Consider the following 16864-nt stretch of genomic DNA (forward strand, 5'->3'; position numbering starts at 1 on the left):
ATGTATACACCGAGAGCAAAAACACAATATTTCGACGAAGTAGTACCAGCCCTTCAAAAGGAGTTTGGATACAAATCGCCGATGGAAGTACCCAAAATCCAAAAGATTTGTTTAAATCAAGGTTTGGGTGACGCAGTAGCCGATAAAAAATTGGTTGACACAGCAGTTGGCGAAATGTCAATAATTGCCGGTCAACGAGCGGTTGCGACTTATTCCAAAAAAGATATCTCTAACTTTAAGTTGCGTAAAGGCATGCCAATTGGCGCCCGCGTTACTCTTCGTGGAGACAAAATGTACGAATTTCTAGACAGGTTAATTTCTGTTTCATTGCCACGTACCCGCGATTTCCGCGGGGTGAAAGCTACCGGATTTGACGGTCGCGGAAACTTTACGATGGGTGTGAAAGAGCAAATTATCTTCCCGGAAATCAATATCGAAAAAGTAAATAAAATTAACGGGATGGACATCACCTTCGTTACTTCGGCAGATAATGACGAAGAAGCAAAGGCACTCTTATCAGAGTTTGGATTTCCATTTACCAAAAAATTAGGATAAGGATGGCAAAAGAATCCATGAAAGCTCGCGAACGTAAACGCCAAAGAATGGTAGATCACTACGCGGACAAAAGAGCAGAACTTAAAGCAGCAGGAGATTGGGACGCATTACAAAAGCTTCCTAAAAACTCATCGAAGGTACGCCTTCACAATCGCTGTCAACTTACCGGACGTCCGCGTGGATATATGCGTCAGTTTGGTATTTCGCGTGTTAAGTTTCGCAAAATGGCACTTGAAGGATTGATTCCGGGTGTTAAAAAAGCGAGTTGGTAATTTACAAGTAAAGAAGAGCAATTATGTACTCCGATCCAATATCAGATTATTTAACCCGCGTGCGCAACGCCATCATGGCGCGCAAACGTGTGGTAGAAATACCTTCGTCAAACATCAAGAAAGAAATCACAAAGATTTTGATGGACAAAGGATATATCCTTAACTATAAGTTTGAGGAAAATGAGATTCAAGGTTCTATTAAAATAGCCCTTAAATATCATCCGGTAACAAAAATACCGGCAATTAAGAAATTAGAACGCGCTTCGCGCCCTGGATTACGTCAATATGCAGGAGGAAAGGAACTTCCACGTGTATTGAACGGCCTCGGTGTATCTATCATTTCTACCTCGCAAGGTGTAATGACAGATAAAGAAGCACGTGTACAAAACGTAGGTGGAGAAGTTCTTTGCTACGTATATTAAAAAGATAAAAGAATAAAAGAATGTCACGAATAGGAAAAGCCCCAGTTGCCATACCTTCCGGAGTAACCTTCGGAGTAAAGGACAATGTGGTAACCGTAAAGGGTCCCAAAGGGGAGTTGACACAGGAAATAAATCCATTGATCACCGTAAAGGAAGAAGATGGAGAGATTAATCTGGTTCGCGCCAATGAGGATAAGCAAACCAAATCATTGCACGGTCTTTACCGTTCACTGATCAGCAATATGGTAATAGGTGTAAACGAAGGTTATACCATCAAGCAAGAGCTTGTAGGTGTAGGTTACCGTGCCAAAGTTACCGGACAGCAAATTGAGTTGTCTCTTGGATTTTCGCACCCGATTGTGCTGCAGGTACCAACGGAAATTAAAGTAAATTCAGAAACGGCCAAAGGTCAGAATCCGATTATTACTTTAGAATCTCACGATAAGCAACTTATCGGTCAGGTAGCTGCCAAATTGAGATCTATGCGTAAGCCTGAGCCTTACAAAGGAAAAGGTATTCGCTTTGTTGGAGAGCAAGTAAGAAGAAAAGCTGGTAAAGCAGCAGGTAAATAATATTACATCATGGCTAAGAGCAAATTACAACGCAGAAATAAAATTAAACAAAGCATTCGCAAGAATATCTTTGGAACTGCTGAGCGCCCACGACTATCTGTTTACAGAAGTAATAAAGAGATTTATGCGCAAATTATCGACGACAATGCCGGCAATACCCTATTGTCTTGTGGTTCTTTGAAAGAAGATGCTGCACACAAGGGAAATAAAATAGAGCAGGCAAAAGAAGTGGGTAAAACCCTGGCAGAAAAAGCACTCGCAGCGGGTATTACCGAAGTGATCTTTGACCGTAACGGGTATTTGTATCACGGAAGAGTAAAATCATTGGCAGATTCAGCTCGCGAAGGCGGACTAAAATTTTAAGAAAAAATGGCAAAAGCAAATATAAAACGCGTTAAGTCGAGCGAGATTGAGCTTAAAGATAAGCTTGTAGCGATTAATCGTGTTACCAAAGTAACCAAAGGTGGTAGAACATTCAGTTTTTCGGCTATTGTAATAGTAGGTGATGAAAATGGAGTAGTAGGCCATGGTCTTGGTAAAGCAAAAGAGGTTACTACGGCAATTGCAAAAGGTATCGACGATGCCAAGAAAAATTTAATGAAAGTGCCTATCATAAATGGTACAGTACCACATAGCCAATACGGAAAGTTTTCCGGGGCTAAGGTTTTTCTGAAACCAGCATCAAACGGTACCGGAGTAATAGCCGGAGGTAGTATGCGTGCAGTATTGGAGAGTGTAGGTATTCACGATGTACTTGCCAAGTCGCAGGGATCATCAAACCCACACAACGTAGTAAAAGCAACTTTTGATGCTTTGTCTCAACTGCGCGATGCCCGTACGGTAGCACAACAACGTGGAATTAAAATGAGCCGTGTATTTAACGGATAATTTTTCAATACGAAACCTATCATGGCAAAGGAAATAATAGTAACTCAAGTACGTAGCGCAATCAACAAGCCTAAAGATCAAAAGGCTACCCTGATTGCCCTTGGATGCAAAAAACTAAATGTACCTATTCACAAAACTGCTTCACCGCAGGTATTGGGTATGATTAATAAGGTAAAGCATCTTGTTAAAGTAGAAGATAAGTAATAAAGCTAAAGAATTTAGAAATGGATCTTAGTAAGCTAAAGCCGGCAAAAGGCTCAACAAAAAATAAAAAACGACTGGGACGTGGAGAAGGTTCTGGTTTTGGTGATACTGCCGGACGCGGACACAAAGGTGCTAAATCGCGAAGTGGATACAGTAAGAAACGCGGATTTGAAGGTGGGCAGATGCCACTTCAGCGTCGCGTACCAAAGTTTGGTTTCACCAATCCGAATCGCGTAGAGTATAAAGCCATCAATTTGGATGCATTAGAGCTTCTCGCTTCAGAAAAAAATATTGACACCTTTAATCCGGAAGTATTCTGTGCAAACGGTTTGTGTACCAAAGGCGAACTTGTAAAAGTTCTTGGTAGAGGTGAATTGAAATCTAAAGTAAAGGTTACAGCCCATGCTTTTTCAGCTACTGCAAAAGCAGCTATTGAAGAGAAAGGCGGAGAAACCACTCAACTGTAACTTTTAAAGATCGCAATCAGGCATGAAAAATTTTATTCAGACCCTTAAAAATATCTGGAGTATTGAAGAACTCCGATCGCGTATTCTTACTACCCTTGCTTTGCTATTGGTATTTAGAATAGGATCGTATATTGTACTTCCGGGAATTGATGCTCAGGCGCTTGCCGCGGCAAATGAAGGTGGTGGTGGTCTTGCCGGACTGCTAAACCTGTTTACCGGTGGTGCCTTTAACAGAGCCTCCATATTCAGTTTGGGTATTATGCCGTACATTTCGGCATCTATTATTATGCAGCTTATGGGTATAGCAGTGCCTACTATCCAAAAGATGCAAAAAGAAGGTGCCAGCGGTCAAAAGAAAATAAATCAATACACCCGATTTTTAACAATCGTAATTACCGGTTTTCAAGCTCCGGGTTATATCGCAGCTTCGGTTCCCGAAAGTGCACGTCTATACGACACGCCATTTTGGTGGGTTACCGTTATTGTAATTCTTACATCGGGTACTTTATTTGTAATGTGGCTCGGTGAGCGTATTACAGATCGTGGAGTTGGAAATGGTATTTCCCTTCTTATCATGATCGGTATTATTGCCGGTCTTCCGGGAGCATTCTTCCAGGAAGTAATTGCATCTTTAGGTTCAGAAGGAAACGGATTGGTAATGTTGCTTATTGAACTTATTGCGCTGCTTGTTGTTATTGCTGCTACGGTGGCACTCGTTCAGGCTGTTCGCAGGGTACCTATACAGTTTCCAAAAAGACAAGTTGGAAACCGTCAGTACAGCGAAGGTGCACGTCAGTATATTCCACTTAAAGTGAACAGTGCAGGGGTAATGCCAATCATCTTTGCCCAGGCTATTATGTTCGTTCCGCTTTATATTGCACAATATTCTGAATCGAGCAGTGGATTCTTCGTAGAATTAGCTAACTTTGCGGGCTTTTGGTACAACGCTATCTTTTTTGTGATGGTAGTGGCTTTCACGTATTTCTATACAGCCATTACTGTAAATCCAAACCAGATGGCCGACGATCTAAAGCGAAACGGTGGATTTATACCGGGTGTTAAGCCTGGCCGATCTACTGCCGACTTTTTAGATACGGTGCTTTCACGCATCACGCTTCCGGGAGCGATATTCCTGGGCTTTATAGCTATTTTACCGGTGTTTGCAATGCAGGCAGGTGTAAAACAAGCTTTTTCCATATTCTTTGGCGGAACGTCGCTTTTGATTATGGTAGGGGTTATACTCGATACCCTTCAGCAAATTGAGAGTTATTTATTAATGCGCCATTACGATGGATTGATGAAAACAGGCAAGCTTGCCGGAAGAGCATCAACCTTTGGTATGGCCGGTTAAACACAAGGATTAACTTTTATGGCAAAACAAGCCTCTATTGAGCAAGATGGTACTATTGTAGAAGCATTGAGTAATGCAATGTTTAAGGTAGAGCTGGAAAACGGTCATGTGATCGTAGCTCACATCTCCGGAAAGATGCGGATGCACTACATCAAGATATTGCCGGGAGATAAAGTGAAGGTAGAAATGTCGCCATACGATTTATCAAAAGGAAGAATTACATTCAGATATAAATAGTGTAAAGCGAGGGGCTGATAATACGGTTCCGTTTTGCATCTGAAACTAAATTGATTATGAAAACAAGAGCAAGTATAAAAAAGCGTTCGGCAGAATGCAAAATCGTACGACGCAAAGGACGTTTGTACGTTATAAACAAAAAGAATCCGAAGTTTAAGCAACGTCAAGGATAAGTAAAAGATAATAATTTATGGCTAGGATAGCTGGTATTGATTTACCAAAAAATAAGCGCGGTGTTATAGGTCTTACCTATATTTTTGGAATAGGCCGCTCCAGATCTTCAGAAATTTTGGCAAAAGCCGAGGTAAGTGAAGATACGAAAGTTCAGGATTGGAACGATGATGAATTGTCTAAAATTCGTCAGGCACTACAAGAAGAGTTCAAAGTAGAGGGTGCGCTTCGCTCAGAGATCCAAACCAATATTAAGCGACTTATGGATATAGGTTGCTACCGTGGTGTTCGTCATCGTTCAGGTCTTCCACTTAGAGGGCAGCGTACGAAAAACAACTCACGCACAAGAAAAGGTAAACGTAAAACTGTGGCCAACAAGAAAAAGGCTACTAAATAATCGATAATCGATTAGATTTTAAAATTATCAAGTATGGCCAAATCGAATGCTAAAAAGAAGCGAGTAGTTAAAGTAGATGCAGTTGGAGAAGCGCATATTCAAGCTTCATTTAACAATATAATCATCTCATTAACGAACGCAAGTGGACAAGTTATAAGCTGGTCAACAGCTGGTAAACAAGGGTTCCGCGGATCTAAAAAGAATACCCCTTATGCAGCTCAGGTGGCTGCCGAAGATTGTGCGAAAGTGGCTCACGAGGCCGGATTGCGCAAAGTAAAGGTGTACGTAAAAGGCCCGGGTTCGGGTCGCGAATCGGCTATCCGATCTATCCATAACTCGGGAATTGAAGTTACCGAAATTGTAGATGTTACACCGATACCACACAATGGTTGTCGTCCACCAAAGAGAAGAAGAGTATAATAATACCGTCTGATAAAGACAAAATAGAAATTAATTATGGCACGATATACAGGCCCAAAATCAAAAGTAGCACGAAGATTTCGCGAACCAATATTTGGTCCGGATAAAGCCCTAGAGCGTAAAAATTATCCTCCAGGATTTCACGGCCCTAACAAACGCAGATCTAAGCAGTCAGAATACTCTATTCAGTTGCTCGAAAAGCAAAAAGCAAAATACACTTACGGTATCCTTGAGCGTCAGTTTGCTAACTTGTTTGACAAAGCACAACGAAAAATGGGTATTACAGGCGAGCTTTTGCTACAATTTTGTGAAGCCCGTCTTGATAATGTAGTTTACCGTATGGGAATTTCACCAACACGCAGCGGAGCTCGTCAGTTGGTGGGTCACCGCCACATCACCGTAAATGGTGAGATGGTAAATATTCCTAGCTACTCACTGAAACCCGGCGATAAAGTTGGTGTTCGTGAGCGCTCAAAATCGATGGAAGTGATTACAAATTCACTTACTTCAGGAGCAACTAATAAACACGATTGGTATGAGTTTAACCGCAGCAGCATGACGGGTACTTACATCCAGCATCCTACACGCGATCAAATCCCTGAGAATATCAAGGAGCAGCTTATCGTTGAACTTTACTCTAAATAATAAAACCTTTTAAGGAAAACCTATAATGGCCATATTAGACTTTCAGAAACCGGATAAGGTCGTAATGATCGACTCTGATAATAATCAGGGAAAATTTGAATTCAGACCGCTTGAGCCGGGCTATGGCATCACTGTCGGAAACGCCCTGCGAAGAATCCTTCTTTCATCTCTTGAAGGATTTGCAATCACCTCTGTGAAAATAGAAGGTGTAGATCATGAATTCTCTGCGATAGACGGAGTGGTAGAAGATGTTACCGAAATTGTTTTGAACTTGAAACAAGTGCGTTTCAAAAGACAAATCGATAGCACAGACAGCGAAAAAGTAACTATTAATATCGGTGGATCCGATGCTTTTACAGCTGGTGATATCGGTAAATTTACTTCTGCATTTCAAGTGTTGAACCCTGATCTTGTGATTTGTCGCATGGATAAAAAGGTGAAACTTCAAATTGAAATCAATGTTGGTAAAGGACGCGGATACCGCCCAAGTGAAGAGAATAAGGTAAATAATGCACCAATTGGTACCATTTTTATCGACTCTATCTTTACGCCAATCCGCAAAGTGAATTATACGATTGAAAACTACCGTGTAGAGCAAAAAACAGATTATGAAAAACTAATCGTTGATGTAACTACAGATGGTTCTATTTCACCAAAAGACTCATTGCAGGAAGCTGCTAAGATTTTGATTCACCATTTCATGTTGTTCTCAGATGAGCGCATTACGCTTGACAATGAAGAGAAATCGGAGACTGAAGAATTTGATGAAACTTCGCTACACATGCGTCAGCTTTTGAAAACGAAGCTTGTGGATATGGATCTTTCAGTACGTGCACTAAACTGCTTGAAAGCTGCCGATATCGAAACGCTTGGCGATCTGGTATCATTTAATAAAAATGACTTATTGAAGTTTAGAAACTTTGGTAAGAAATCGCTTACTGAGCTTGAAGATTTAATTGAAGCTAAAGGGCTTACATTCGGAATGAATGTAGCTAAATATAAACTTGATAAAGAGTAAACCGAACCGTCGCTCCTTCGGGAGGATGTTCAATTTGAAATACAATGAGACACGGGAATCGCAATAACGCATTAAGCCGCACAGCAAGCCACAGAAGCGCTATGCTTTCTAACATGGCATGCTCGCTAATAGAACATAAGCGCATTACTACTACAGTTGCAAAAGCAAAAACGCTACGCAAATTTGTAGAGCCATTAATCACGAAATCGAAAACAGATTCTACACATTCAAGAAGGCTAGTATTTAGCACCTTGAAAAGTAAGGATCATGTAACCGAACTATTTCGCGCAGTAGCACCAAAAGTTGCTACACGTGAAGGTGGTTATACACGAATCATCAAGCTTGGCACACGTCAGGGTGATGCTGCCGAAATGTGTATGATAGAATTGGTTGACTTCAACGAAATAATGCTTGGAGAATCTCAATCTACTACACGCAGAAGCCGCAGAGGTGGAAAGAAAAAATCTACTGATACTGTTGAAGCAAAAGCTGCACCAGCTAAAGAAGATAAGAAAGATGCCACGGTTGATAATTCTAAGCAAGAGCCTAAACAGGAACTTGCTGCGGAAGAAGCAGCCCGTGAAGCCAAAGAAAAAGAAGTTCGTGCGCAGGAACTCGCTTCTGAAGAAAAAGCGATTGAAGCAAAAGAGAAAATTCCAGCTAAGGATCCAAAATCAGAGGGCAAAACTCCTGATACCGATTCAAAAGGATAATATCTTGTTTAAAACTCGTCTCATATTTGGGGATAATGCTTTTGCATTATCCCTTTTTTTTAATCTTTTTGTAACATGAATAAACTCCCAACAAACCCAGCAGTATTATTGCTTGCAGATGGAACCGTTTTTCACGGTCTTGCCGCAGGAGCAATAGGAACCACCACCGGCGAAATAGCCTTTAATACAGGGATGACCGGCTATCAGGAGATATTTACAGATCCCTCTTATTACGGACAGATTTTGGTCATGGCCGCATCGCATATCGGAAATTACGGAACCCACGATGCCGAGATTGAATCTGAGAGTGTGAAAATTTCGGGACTTGTTGTCAAGAAGTTTTCAGAGAATTTTAGCCGCGTGGGTAGCACAGAGTCACTTCAATCTTATTTTGAACGCGATGGTAAAGTGGCTATTCGCGATGTGGACACAAGAGCAATTATCCGGCATATAAGAAATAAGGGAGCAATGAATGCCATTATCTCATCTGAAGAAACGGATATTGAAAAGCTTAAAAAAATCCTGGCCGAAGTACCGAGCATGGACGGTCTGGAGCTCTCGTCACGTGTTTCTTGTAAGGAAGCTTATGATGTTGGAAATCCCGATGCTGATTTTCGGGTTGCGGTGGTAGATTATGGAGCAAAAAAGAATATAGTCCGATGTCTCGTTGAGCGCGACTGTCTATGCAGGGTTTTTCCAATGGACGCCACAGTTGCAGAAATGGAAGCCTGGAATCCGGATGGATATATGCTGAGCAATGGCCCCGGCGATCCATCTGTAATGAAGGATTCTATTAAACTGGTTGATGAGATTGTTGAAATCGGTAAGCCTGTTTTCGGTATTTGTCTCGGACATCAATTATTGGCGCTGCGTGCCGGTTTAAAGACGGTAAAAATGTTTAATGGGCACCGCGGAATTAATCACCCGGTTAAAAATAACATTACCGGAAAATGTGAAATTACTTCACAAAATCACGGTTTTGTAGTTGACATGGAATCGGCACAAGGCAATGATGAGATTGAAGTAACGCATACCCATTTAAATGATGGCACACTGGCAGGGATTCGCTATAAAAACCACCCTGTATTTTCGGTACAGTATCACCCCGAGTCATCTCCCGGGCCACACGATTCGCGGTATTTGTTTGATACCTTTGTAGGTAATATGAAAGAAGTAAAAGCCTCTGTAACCAACTAACTTTAAGACAATGTATATCAGAAAAATTCAGGCGAGAGAAATCCTCGATAGCCGCGGCAACCCAACAATAGAAGTAGATGTAATAACCGAAAACGGTGTAATGGGACGCGCTGCAGTTCCTTCGGGAGCGAGTACCGGTATTCACGAGGCGGTAGAGCTGCGCGATGATGACAAAAAGCGCTATATGGGCAAGGGGGTTACGAAGGCAATTCACAATGTAAATGAAATACTGAACAAGGAGCTGCACGGCGCTTATATTTTCGAACAGAATTTAATAGACCGCGCAATGATAGGAATTGATGGCACGGATAATAAAGGGCTAATTGGAGCCAACGCCATACTGGGAGTTTCTTTGGCTGTGGCCAAAGCTGCTGCTATTGAATCGGGTCAATCGCTTTTCAGATACATAGGTGGTGTGAGCGCCAATACGCTGCCCATTCCTATGATGAATATTCTCAATGGTGGTTCTCATGCCGACAATAATGTTGACGTGCAGGAATTTATGATTATGCCTATTGGCGCTAAAACTTTTTCGCAGGCATTGCAGATGGGCGTGGAGGTTTTTCACCATCTCAAGGCAGTGCTTAAGAGCAAGGGAATGGCAACCAATGTGGGCGATGAAGGCGGTTTTGCCCCTAATCTAGGAAGCAATGAAGAAGCCCTCCAAATTATTATGCAGGCTATAAAAAAAGCCGGATATAAAGCTGGTGAAGAAATTTATATCGCTCTGGATGTAGCCTCGTCTGAATTTTATAATAAAAAGGATAAAAAGTACCATTTGGCTTCATCGGGAGAGAAATTAAGCTCAAGCGATATGGTAGCTATGATGAGCGACTGGTGCAAGAAATACCCAATCGTGAGTATTGAAGACGGTCTTGATGAAGACGACTGGACGGGTTGGAAAGAATTGACCGATAAGCTTGGCGATAAAATTCAGCTCGTTGGCGATGACTTGTTTGTAACCAATACCAAACGCCTGAAGCGCGGGATTGATGAAGGTATAGCGAATTCAATTTTGATTAAGGTCAATCAAATTGGTACACTTACCGAAACGATTAGTGCAGTTGATATGGCAAAAATGAATCGATATACCTGTGTAATGAGTCACCGGTCTGGCGAAACAGAAGACACAACGATCGCCGATTTGGCAGTTGCGCTTAATACCGGACAGATTAAAACAGGTAGTGCCTCACGTTCAGACAGAATAGCGAAGTACAACCAATTGCTCCGCATAGAAGAGCAGCTTGGGAAGATGGCTTATTATCCGGGTACGGACTTTATTTATCTGCCATGATAGGCTCTTGTGCTCAATACCCGCGTTGCGAACAGTTTTGAAAATAGTCACTTATAAGGATAAGCTCCTTATTTTCAAAACTGCTCGCGCCTTGCTCTCAAACACAATAGTCCTGTCAGGAGATGGGACTAGTGCTCGATATCTACGCAAACAGTTTTGAAAATCTTAGCTCATGCCATTTTAGGCATGACAGTCATCTATAAGGATAGGCTCCTTATTTTCAAAATTGCCTGTGCATTGATATTAAACACAATACTCGGTGAAGAGTTGATTCTTGCTTCTGATAGCTGATTTACGTTTATTTTATAACCATTCAACAAAGTATAGATTCCATATTTTCAAATCTGCTAGACTTCGAACACAATGGTTCATTTAATATGTTAGGGTTTTGAGTTGGAAGGGGATGTATAATGTAACGGGATTGTTTTATGAATCCAAGAATGCCTCTAATAGCAGGGGCATTTTTATTTATTTGATGTTTATTTCAATTGCATAGGTTAATTGGAATGCTATTTTGATATTTGCGGTAGGGTGATGTTAAATTCGTTTGTACACCTTGTAGTTCGTGTTTTTTTATCTAATACTAATTGAATTCCTATGAAGCCATCTACCGACCTTTTTGATCTGATAAAGTCATTATCGAAATCTGAAAAAAGGTTCTTTAAGCTCTCCTCGTCTCTCCAAGCAGGAGACAAGAATTATCTAAAAATATTTGATGCTGTTGATAAGCAAAATGAATATGATGAAGATGCCCTGAAAGAACTATTTAAAAAGGAGACCTTTATAAAACATTTTCCTTCAGAGAAGAACCACCTGTACAAACTTATCTTAAAAAGCCTTCGCGCTTATCATTCCGATAATTCGGTGAGTAGCATTCTGAAGCAGGAGATAAAAAATATTGAAATTCTTTACAAAAAGGCACTTTATCCCGAGTGCAATAAGTTTCTTACACGAGCCAAGAAAATGGCCGTTACGCATGAGAAGTTTTATTACCTTTTTGAATTACTTAGCTGGGAGAAATTATTGCTTGAAGAAGCTTACGAAGCGGGCGAGTTCAATAAGGATCTTGATGCGCTGATAAGAGAGGAGCAAGATGTAATTGAAAAACTGAATAATCTGGCCGCTTATCATATTCTCTACTCTAAAATTAATTATGTGTTTAGAAGTGGCGGTTATGTGCGCAATGATATAGATAAGTCGCTGGTTGAAGAAATATCTCATCACCCGCTCATTATTGGCCGCGATACGGCATTAAGCAGACGCGCAGCGACAATATGCTATTATATTCAGGGATTTTGTGCTACGGCAAATGTTGATAAGGAAACGGCTACTTTGAAGTTTATGCGTGTTAAGGAAATTCTTGATGACAACCCCCTTATTCGAAAAGATTTACCAAAAAGGTATATCCGCACATTGAGTAATCTACTCGCTATTCAGATAGATACAAACCAAATTGACGAAGCGCTAGAAATGGTTGAAACAATGAGAAGTTTTACCAAAAAATCTCATTTTAGCACTGAAGATATTGAGATAATGGTTTTTAAAAGCACTTACCTTGCCGAGTTGCGTATTTATGAAAAGCAAGGTGAGTTTGATAAAGCGATTATGCTTGTAGATGATATTGAAAAAGGAATTGAAGCGAGCGACGGAAAGATCAATAAGGAACAAGAGCTACTTTTTATGTTTAGTATTGCATCTGTTTATTTCGGCGCCGGTAAATACAAAGACTCATTGGCTTGGCTAAACAGGGTACTTAATGACAATGAACCCAATTTGCGCCAGGATATTTACAGCTATGCGCGGCTTTTTAATCTTGTGGTTCATTATGAGTTAGGTAATTACGACCTGCTTGAATACATTATTAAATCTACGTTTAGATATTTGAGTAAACGCCAACGCGACCACGAAATGGAGGTGATGATATTGAACTATATGAAGCGTTTGTCGCGCATGGCCGGCAAGCCTGAGGAGCTTGATATCTTTGCGGAGTTTAAAAATGATCTGAGTGGATATCTTCAAAATTCAACCGGTCAAATCATTCTCGAATTCTTTAATTACCCGGTTTGGATTGAGAGTAAACTTGAAGGGGTTTCGTTTAAAGAGGCTGCGAAGAGGAAGTATAAAAGTGTGGTGGCGATGTAAGATCGGTTCTTGTAGTTTTGAAAGATTCCTAGAGAAACAATGAATGTTGTAGCACCATCACACACGCTCAGTGTACCACGCTTTTTAGCGTGGCGTCTCGCCACGCCTATGGCTTGATAAACTACGGGTGGCGTATTCTGGCGTTTCGCCGGGCCTAAATTGACCGAATTGAGTTGGGTAAATAAAAATCAGGAATAAAATTGAGATACCATCGTATCTCAGCCAACTTACTTGTGTATTCCGCAGCATTGCAACTAAGTGCAACGATCTCATGACCGCAGGGAATAAATGCTGCGGAGCGGGGCAGCCGTGAATCAGATATGAAGCAAAATATGAATTGTCGATAAAACCACCGATTCCAAAGACTCAATAATAAATATTTTGCAGTCCCGACCATACGGTCTCCCTTTGGTCGTAGGGACGACCGTTATTATAGCCGTGGGTTTATTCACTTCGTTCACCCTGCCATGCGGCCTTCCTATGGTCGTCGGGCTCCCGTTGGTCGTGATGCCGCTGCGCTTAGTTTAACCCAAGGTTTTAAAACACCGGCGATTTCAAAAGTGCCGACCATACGGTCTCATTTCAATCGTAGGTACGACCGTTTTTACAAAAAATTAAATCCCTATATTTCAAATAATTAACCTGACGTTACTTATAATTGCATATGCTGCGGAGCGGGAAGTACCTAATTCCGTAAATATTTGCCTGGCGAGACGCCAGAGTTAGGCACCCTCGCCAGAGGCGAGCGTTTGTACCCTTGGTGAAATCGCTTGGCTAAGTTCATGGCCTGCTTTTCCTCACCACACTAATCAAAGATTCAATCAATGAAAAGAGCCCCAATCAGAGCGGACTCGCAGTCCTTTTTACTTGAATATATATTGCTAGGCAATTTTATTCGTGTATTCGTGGCCATTTTTTTCCACCATATTAGTTCGAATTTATTCAATGAAAAAAGCCCGAATCAAAAGATCGGGGCTCTAGAATTCAATAAAATATTTTCGCTTTAAAGTTTATTCTCTCTAAGAACAATAAACTCGGTACGTCTGTTTTTCTGGTGTTCAGCATCCGAGCATTCTACACCGTCCACACATTTATTTACCGGTTGGCTTTCGCCGAAACCTTTTGACTGAAGTCTGGTTTTCGCAATTCCTTTTGAGGTTAGGTAATTTAAGACCGAAGCTGCGCGGCGGTTTGAGAGTCCCTGATTGTACCCTGTAGATCCGCGGCTGTCAGAATGCGATTGAATTTCGATATTAATCTTAGGATTATCATTTAGCAGTTTTACCAGCTTATCGAGAATGGGTTTTGCGTCGGTACGAATCTCTGATTTATCGTAGTCGTAAAATACTTCTCCAATATCATAAGTTTTTGAAGCAGTGCCAGATCCGTCGGCGGGGTTTCCGCTACCGGTTCCACTGTCGCTTTCTACGATCTCGTCAATATCAAACTTTAGATTAATTGTTTTTTCCTCGGGTTTATTACCGGTTTGAAATGATTCAGACACCTTAAAGTAACCTTCTTTATTTCCTTTTAAAACATACGATTTCGAAGGTAGAAGATTGAATCTGAATTTACCGTCTTTACCTGTTGTAACTCGAGCAGAGTCACCATCAGTTAAGTTGATAAGAGTAATTACTACGCCATCAATAGGCAATGTATTTGCTTTAAGCGAAGCTATTCCCTCTACTACAAAAGTAGGTGGTACCTGCGTATATTCGTAAATCATATCAACACCCGAGCGATTTGAAGAGATGTAACCGGTGGTATCATTATCGTTTATCGCAATGGCAAAATCGTCTTGGCTAGAGTTCATAGGATAAGCCAGATTTACAGGAGCAGACCAAATTCCACTACGATTTTCTGACATAAATATATCGAGTCCGCCCAATGTTTGGTGTCCCTGACTTGAAAAGTAGAGTTTACCTTTTTTAGAAACATATGGAAATACTTCGTTACCAGATGTGTTAATCGTCTTGCCCAGGTTAATTGGCTCTCCCCAATTGGTGCCGTCATAAGATGATTTATAAATGTCGCTACCGCCGTATCCGCCGGGCATATTACTCGAAAAATAGAGTGTTTTACCATCTGCGCTAAGGCTCGGGTGACCTACACTATACGAGGTGCTATTAAACGGAAGTTCAGCAGGGTCTGACCATTTACCATCTACTTTTTCACTTTGATAAAGGTAAAATTGGTTCTCATTTTTCTCATTTAACAGCTGCTTCTTTTCATTTTTCATCGCGCTACGGGTATATACAATCATATCCTGAGCTGCATTAAAAGTAGCAGGACCATCGTGAAAACGCCCGTTTAGTTCGGGGGCAAATTTTGTCGGAATATCCCAGTTTCCGGATCCATCTTTCTCTATATAAAACATATCAAGAAAAGAGTAACCAGTCCAGGGGTTCGTTGCTGCTGCGCTTGTGATCTCCGTTTCTCCGGCAAAAACAATTCCTTTGTCGTAAAGCGTTGGACCAAACATCGAAACAGTAAAATCGAGTGGAAGTGGCGTAAGCATATAAGCCAGCGAATCTTCTTTTAGTTCTTTTATCGAAGTAGTAGAAGCGAGCAGGTCGCGTGCGAGCTGATCTGAAGGATTGGCATCGATATATTGCTGAAGATAAGGTTTTGCTTCATCATACTTATTGTTTTTCATAAGTACCTGAGCATAATTTAGCTTGTCTTCCATTGGCAAATCAATAGAGTCTGCTACTTCGCGATAATATTTTTCAGCTTGCTCAGATTGATTGAGCTGGCGATGGGCACTGGCAAGCTTGAGTTTTACATCAAGATTGTCGGGTTGGCCGTTTAGCGCCTTCTCATATTTTGAGATTGCTTTTGAATAGCTGAGATTTTCGTATTCTCTATCGCCACTCTTTATATAACCATTTGAGCAAGAAGCTAAAAAGGCAAGCGCAGAGATGAGAATCAGGGTGTAAAGGGAGAATTTTACTTTCATGATAGTTGATTAAAAGTACCTAGGGGATTTTGTTTTAATGGTTTCTTTTGCAAATTTAAAGCTAAGCATTATTTCATGAGAACCACTATTATAATCACTTAATGCCGTAGTTGTGAAGTCATAGGCGTAACCGACTCTAAAATTAGTTCCGATATTATATTCTAAAAGTCCAATAATAGCATCGCCCGTGCGGTACGACGCTCCTATCCAAAACGTATTTTTTATCAATAGGTTACAATTTATATCAGCCTGTAACGGTGCTCCATTTTGATATTTAATCAGGAATGAAGGTTTAATCGCAAAGTTATCACTTCTTATAAATACGTAACTCGCTGTAATATAGGTATGAGGTTCAAAATACCTGTCGCCAACGTCGTTAATATTAAACCGTACGTTCTTATCTGCCGCGTAGATTGTTGGAATGCTGATGCCTGCATACCAGAGGTTTGAATACAAATACACTCCCGCTCCAATTTTTGGTACAAAAGCGTTTGTTTGGTTTTGCGAAAAAATGGGGTCACCATTATCAAAAACTTTGGTCTCGCTCAAGTTGGCGGTATAGTCTGAAAATCCGGCGCGAACACCAAAACTAAGTCGCGTTGTAGCTGCTTCATTAAGAAATAAGTGGTAGCTGTAATTTGCAAATACCTCGGTTTGGCGGGTATCACCAATTTTGTCGTTTGTAAATGTAAGTCCCACACCCATTAACTCATTGCTAAGCGGGCCTTCAATTCCAAATGTCTGGGTAGTCGGTGCGCCTTCAAAACCCGTCCATTGCGTGCGGTACAGTGCAGTCGCTTCCGCGAATGAATGCGTACCGGAATAGGCAGGATTGATAAATAAGCCGCTAAACATATATTGGCTTACCATAATTTCTTGTTGCGCCTGAAGCTGGATTGCTCCAATAATTCCGACTAATAACAAAAATATTTTTCTCATC

20 protein-coding genes and 1 pseudogene are annotated in these 16864 nt (G+C 41.1%); 19 read left to right on the forward strand and 2 right to left on the reverse strand.

All coding sequences use genetic code 11. The features are described 5' to 3' along the window. From rplE to G3O08_RS08185, 19 genes and pseudogenes are all read left to right on the forward strand, one after another. Positions 1-555: a 50S ribosomal protein L5 gene (gene rplE / locus G3O08_RS08095; protein ID WP_163284715.1), complete on the forward strand. Its 555-nt coding sequence runs from the start codon at positions 1-3 to the stop codon at positions 553-555. 2 nt (positions 556-557) lie between these two features. Further along, complete coding sequence (rpsN, locus tag G3O08_RS08100) at positions 558-827, forward strand: 30S ribosomal protein S14 (protein WP_163284717.1); 270 nt, start codon at positions 558-560, stop codon at positions 825-827. 23 nt (positions 828-850) lie between these two features. Further along, positions 851-1249 carry a 30S ribosomal protein S8 gene (gene rpsH / locus G3O08_RS08105; protein ID WP_163284719.1) on the forward strand — a complete coding sequence of 133 codons (399 nt, stop codon included), beginning with the start codon at positions 851-853 and terminating at the stop codon, positions 1247-1249. 20 nt (positions 1250-1269) lie between these two features. Beyond that, a complete protein-coding gene (rplF, locus tag G3O08_RS08110; protein WP_163284721.1) occupies positions 1270-1821 on the forward strand; it encodes a 50S ribosomal protein L6 in 552 nt (183 codons plus the stop codon). Between the two features lie 9 nt (positions 1822-1830). Continuing rightward, complete coding sequence (gene rplR, locus G3O08_RS08115) at positions 1831-2184, forward strand: 50S ribosomal protein L18 (protein WP_163284723.1); 354 nt, start codon at positions 1831-1833, stop codon at positions 2182-2184. A 6-nt stretch (positions 2185-2190) separates the two neighbouring features. Further along, on the forward strand, positions 2191-2709 hold the full coding sequence (gene rpsE, locus G3O08_RS08120) for a 30S ribosomal protein S5 (RefSeq protein ID WP_163284725.1): 519 nt from the start codon (positions 2191-2193) through the stop codon (positions 2707-2709). Between the two features lie 21 nt (positions 2710-2730). Beyond that, positions 2731-2913 (forward strand): 50S ribosomal protein L30, encoded by a 183-nt coding sequence (rpmD, locus tag G3O08_RS08125; RefSeq protein WP_163284727.1) that lies wholly within the window; start codon positions 2731-2733, stop codon positions 2911-2913. A 20-nt stretch (positions 2914-2933) separates the two neighbouring features. Beyond that, complete coding sequence (gene rplO, locus G3O08_RS08130; protein ID WP_163284729.1) at positions 2934-3380, forward strand: 50S ribosomal protein L15; 447 nt, start codon at positions 2934-2936, stop codon at positions 3378-3380. A 22-nt stretch (positions 3381-3402) separates the two neighbouring features. Continuing rightward, positions 3403-4731: a preprotein translocase subunit SecY gene (gene secY, locus G3O08_RS08135; protein WP_163284731.1), complete on the forward strand. Its 1329-nt coding sequence runs from the start codon at positions 3403-3405 to the stop codon at positions 4729-4731. An 18-nt stretch (positions 4732-4749) separates the two neighbouring features. Continuing rightward, positions 4750-4968 carry a translation initiation factor IF-1 gene (infA, locus tag G3O08_RS08140; protein WP_163284733.1) on the forward strand — a complete coding sequence of 73 codons (219 nt, stop codon included), beginning with the start codon at positions 4750-4752 and terminating at the stop codon, positions 4966-4968. Positions 4969-5024: 56 nt separating this feature from the next. Continuing rightward, on the forward strand, positions 5025-5141 hold the full coding sequence (gene rpmJ / locus G3O08_RS08145) for a 50S ribosomal protein L36 (protein ID WP_163284735.1): 117 nt from the start codon (positions 5025-5027) through the stop codon (positions 5139-5141). Between the two features lie 17 nt (positions 5142-5158). Beyond that, positions 5159-5536, forward strand: coding sequence for a 30S ribosomal protein S13 (gene rpsM, locus G3O08_RS08150; protein ID WP_163284737.1), 378 nt, complete (start codon positions 5159-5161; stop codon positions 5534-5536). A gap of 33 nt (positions 5537-5569) precedes the next feature. Continuing rightward, positions 5570-5956, forward strand: a complete 387-nt coding sequence (rpsK, locus tag G3O08_RS08155) for a 30S ribosomal protein S11 (RefSeq protein WP_163284739.1) — start codon at positions 5570-5572, stop codon at positions 5954-5956. A gap of 36 nt (positions 5957-5992) precedes the next feature. Continuing rightward, positions 5993-6601 carry a 30S ribosomal protein S4 gene (gene rpsD / locus G3O08_RS08160; protein WP_163284741.1) on the forward strand — a complete coding sequence of 203 codons (609 nt, stop codon included), beginning with the start codon at positions 5993-5995 and terminating at the stop codon, positions 6599-6601. A 25-nt stretch (positions 6602-6626) separates the two neighbouring features. Beyond that, positions 6627-7619, forward strand: coding sequence for a DNA-directed RNA polymerase subunit alpha (locus G3O08_RS08165; protein ID WP_163284743.1), 993 nt, complete (start codon positions 6627-6629; stop codon positions 7617-7619). 44 nt (positions 7620-7663) lie between these two features. Beyond that, positions 7664-8134: pseudogene (gene rplQ, locus G3O08_RS08170) on the forward strand (50S ribosomal protein L17); the annotation flags it as partial. A gap of 273 nt (positions 8135-8407) precedes the next feature. Next, a complete protein-coding gene (carA, locus tag G3O08_RS08175) occupies positions 8408-9529 on the forward strand; it encodes a glutamine-hydrolyzing carbamoyl-phosphate synthase small subunit (protein ID WP_163284747.1) in 1122 nt (373 codons plus the stop codon). Positions 9530-9539: 10 nt separating this feature from the next. Further along, complete coding sequence (gene eno / locus G3O08_RS08180; protein WP_163284749.1) at positions 9540-10823, forward strand: phosphopyruvate hydratase; 1284 nt, start codon at positions 9540-9542, stop codon at positions 10821-10823. Positions 10824-11420: 597 nt separating this feature from the next. Next, entirely contained in the window at positions 11421-12965 is a 1545-nt protein-coding gene (locus G3O08_RS08185; RefSeq protein WP_163284751.1) for a hypothetical protein, read from the forward strand. 1003 nt (positions 12966-13968) lie between these two features. Here the strand turns inward: G3O08_RS08185 and G3O08_RS08190 are convergent. Then, the gene (locus G3O08_RS08190) at positions 13969-15924 is read right to left on the reverse strand and encodes an OmpA family protein (protein WP_163284753.1); all 1956 of its coding nucleotides are present in this window, start codon (positions 15922-15924) and stop codon (positions 13969-13971) included. Positions 15925-15933: 9 nt separating this feature from the next. Beyond that, the gene (locus G3O08_RS08195; RefSeq protein ID WP_163284755.1) at positions 15934-16863 is read right to left on the reverse strand and encodes a PorP/SprF family type IX secretion system membrane protein; all 930 of its coding nucleotides are present in this window, start codon (positions 16861-16863) and stop codon (positions 15934-15936) included. Position 16864: the final 1 nt, after the last annotated feature.

Source organism: Cryomorpha ignava, from assembly GCF_010686655.1.
Lineage (GTDB): Bacteria > Bacteroidota > Bacteroidia > Flavobacteriales_D > Cryomorphaceae > Cryomorpha > Cryomorpha ignava.

Bases quoted from the DNA above. Each gene is read 5' to 3' on its own strand.
- rpsN (WP_163284717.1), top strand. From the start codon at position 558: ATGGCAAAAGAATCCATGAAAGCTCGCGAACGTAAACGCCAAAGAATG.
- G3O08_RS08195 (WP_163284755.1), bottom strand. From the start codon at position 16,863: ATGAGAAAAATATTTTTGTTATTAGTCGGAATTATTGGAGCAATCCAG.
- rplE (WP_163284715.1), top strand. From the start codon at position 1: ATGTATACACCGAGAGCAAAAACACAATATTTCGACGAAGTAGTACCA.
- rpsM (WP_163284737.1), top strand. From the start codon at position 5,159: ATGGCTAGGATAGCTGGTATTGATTTACCAAAAAATAAGCGCGGTGTT.
- G3O08_RS08185 (WP_163284751.1), top strand. From the start codon at position 11,421: ATGAAGCCATCTACCGACCTTTTTGATCTGATAAAGTCATTATCGAAA.
- rpmJ (WP_163284735.1), top strand. From the start codon at position 5,025: ATGAAAACAAGAGCAAGTATAAAAAAGCGTTCGGCAGAATGCAAAATC.
- infA (WP_163284733.1), top strand. From the start codon at position 4,750: ATGGCAAAACAAGCCTCTATTGAGCAAGATGGTACTATTGTAGAAGCA.
- rpsE (WP_163284725.1), top strand. From the start codon at position 2,191: ATGGCAAAAGCAAATATAAAACGCGTTAAGTCGAGCGAGATTGAGCTT.
- carA (WP_163284747.1), top strand. From the start codon at position 8,408: ATGAATAAACTCCCAACAAACCCAGCAGTATTATTGCTTGCAGATGGA.
- rpsD (WP_163284741.1), top strand. From the start codon at position 5,993: ATGGCACGATATACAGGCCCAAAATCAAAAGTAGCACGAAGATTTCGC.
- rplO (WP_163284729.1), top strand. From the start codon at position 2,934: ATGGATCTTAGTAAGCTAAAGCCGGCAAAAGGCTCAACAAAAAATAAA.
- rpsK (WP_163284739.1), top strand. From the start codon at position 5,570: ATGGCCAAATCGAATGCTAAAAAGAAGCGAGTAGTTAAAGTAGATGCA.
- G3O08_RS08190 (WP_163284753.1), bottom strand. From the start codon at position 15,924: ATGAAAGTAAAATTCTCCCTTTACACCCTGATTCTCATCTCTGCGCTT.
- secY (WP_163284731.1), top strand. From the start codon at position 3,403: ATGAAAAATTTTATTCAGACCCTTAAAAATATCTGGAGTATTGAAGAA.
- rplR (WP_163284723.1), top strand. From the start codon at position 1,831: ATGGCTAAGAGCAAATTACAACGCAGAAATAAAATTAAACAAAGCATT.
- rpsH (WP_163284719.1), top strand. From the start codon at position 851: ATGTACTCCGATCCAATATCAGATTATTTAACCCGCGTGCGCAACGCC.
- rpmD (WP_163284727.1), top strand. From the start codon at position 2,731: ATGGCAAAGGAAATAATAGTAACTCAAGTACGTAGCGCAATCAACAAG.
- G3O08_RS08165 (WP_163284743.1), top strand. From the start codon at position 6,627: ATGGCCATATTAGACTTTCAGAAACCGGATAAGGTCGTAATGATCGAC.
- eno (WP_163284749.1), top strand. From the start codon at position 9,540: ATGTATATCAGAAAAATTCAGGCGAGAGAAATCCTCGATAGCCGCGGC.
- rplF (WP_163284721.1), top strand. From the start codon at position 1,270: ATGTCACGAATAGGAAAAGCCCCAGTTGCCATACCTTCCGGAGTAACC.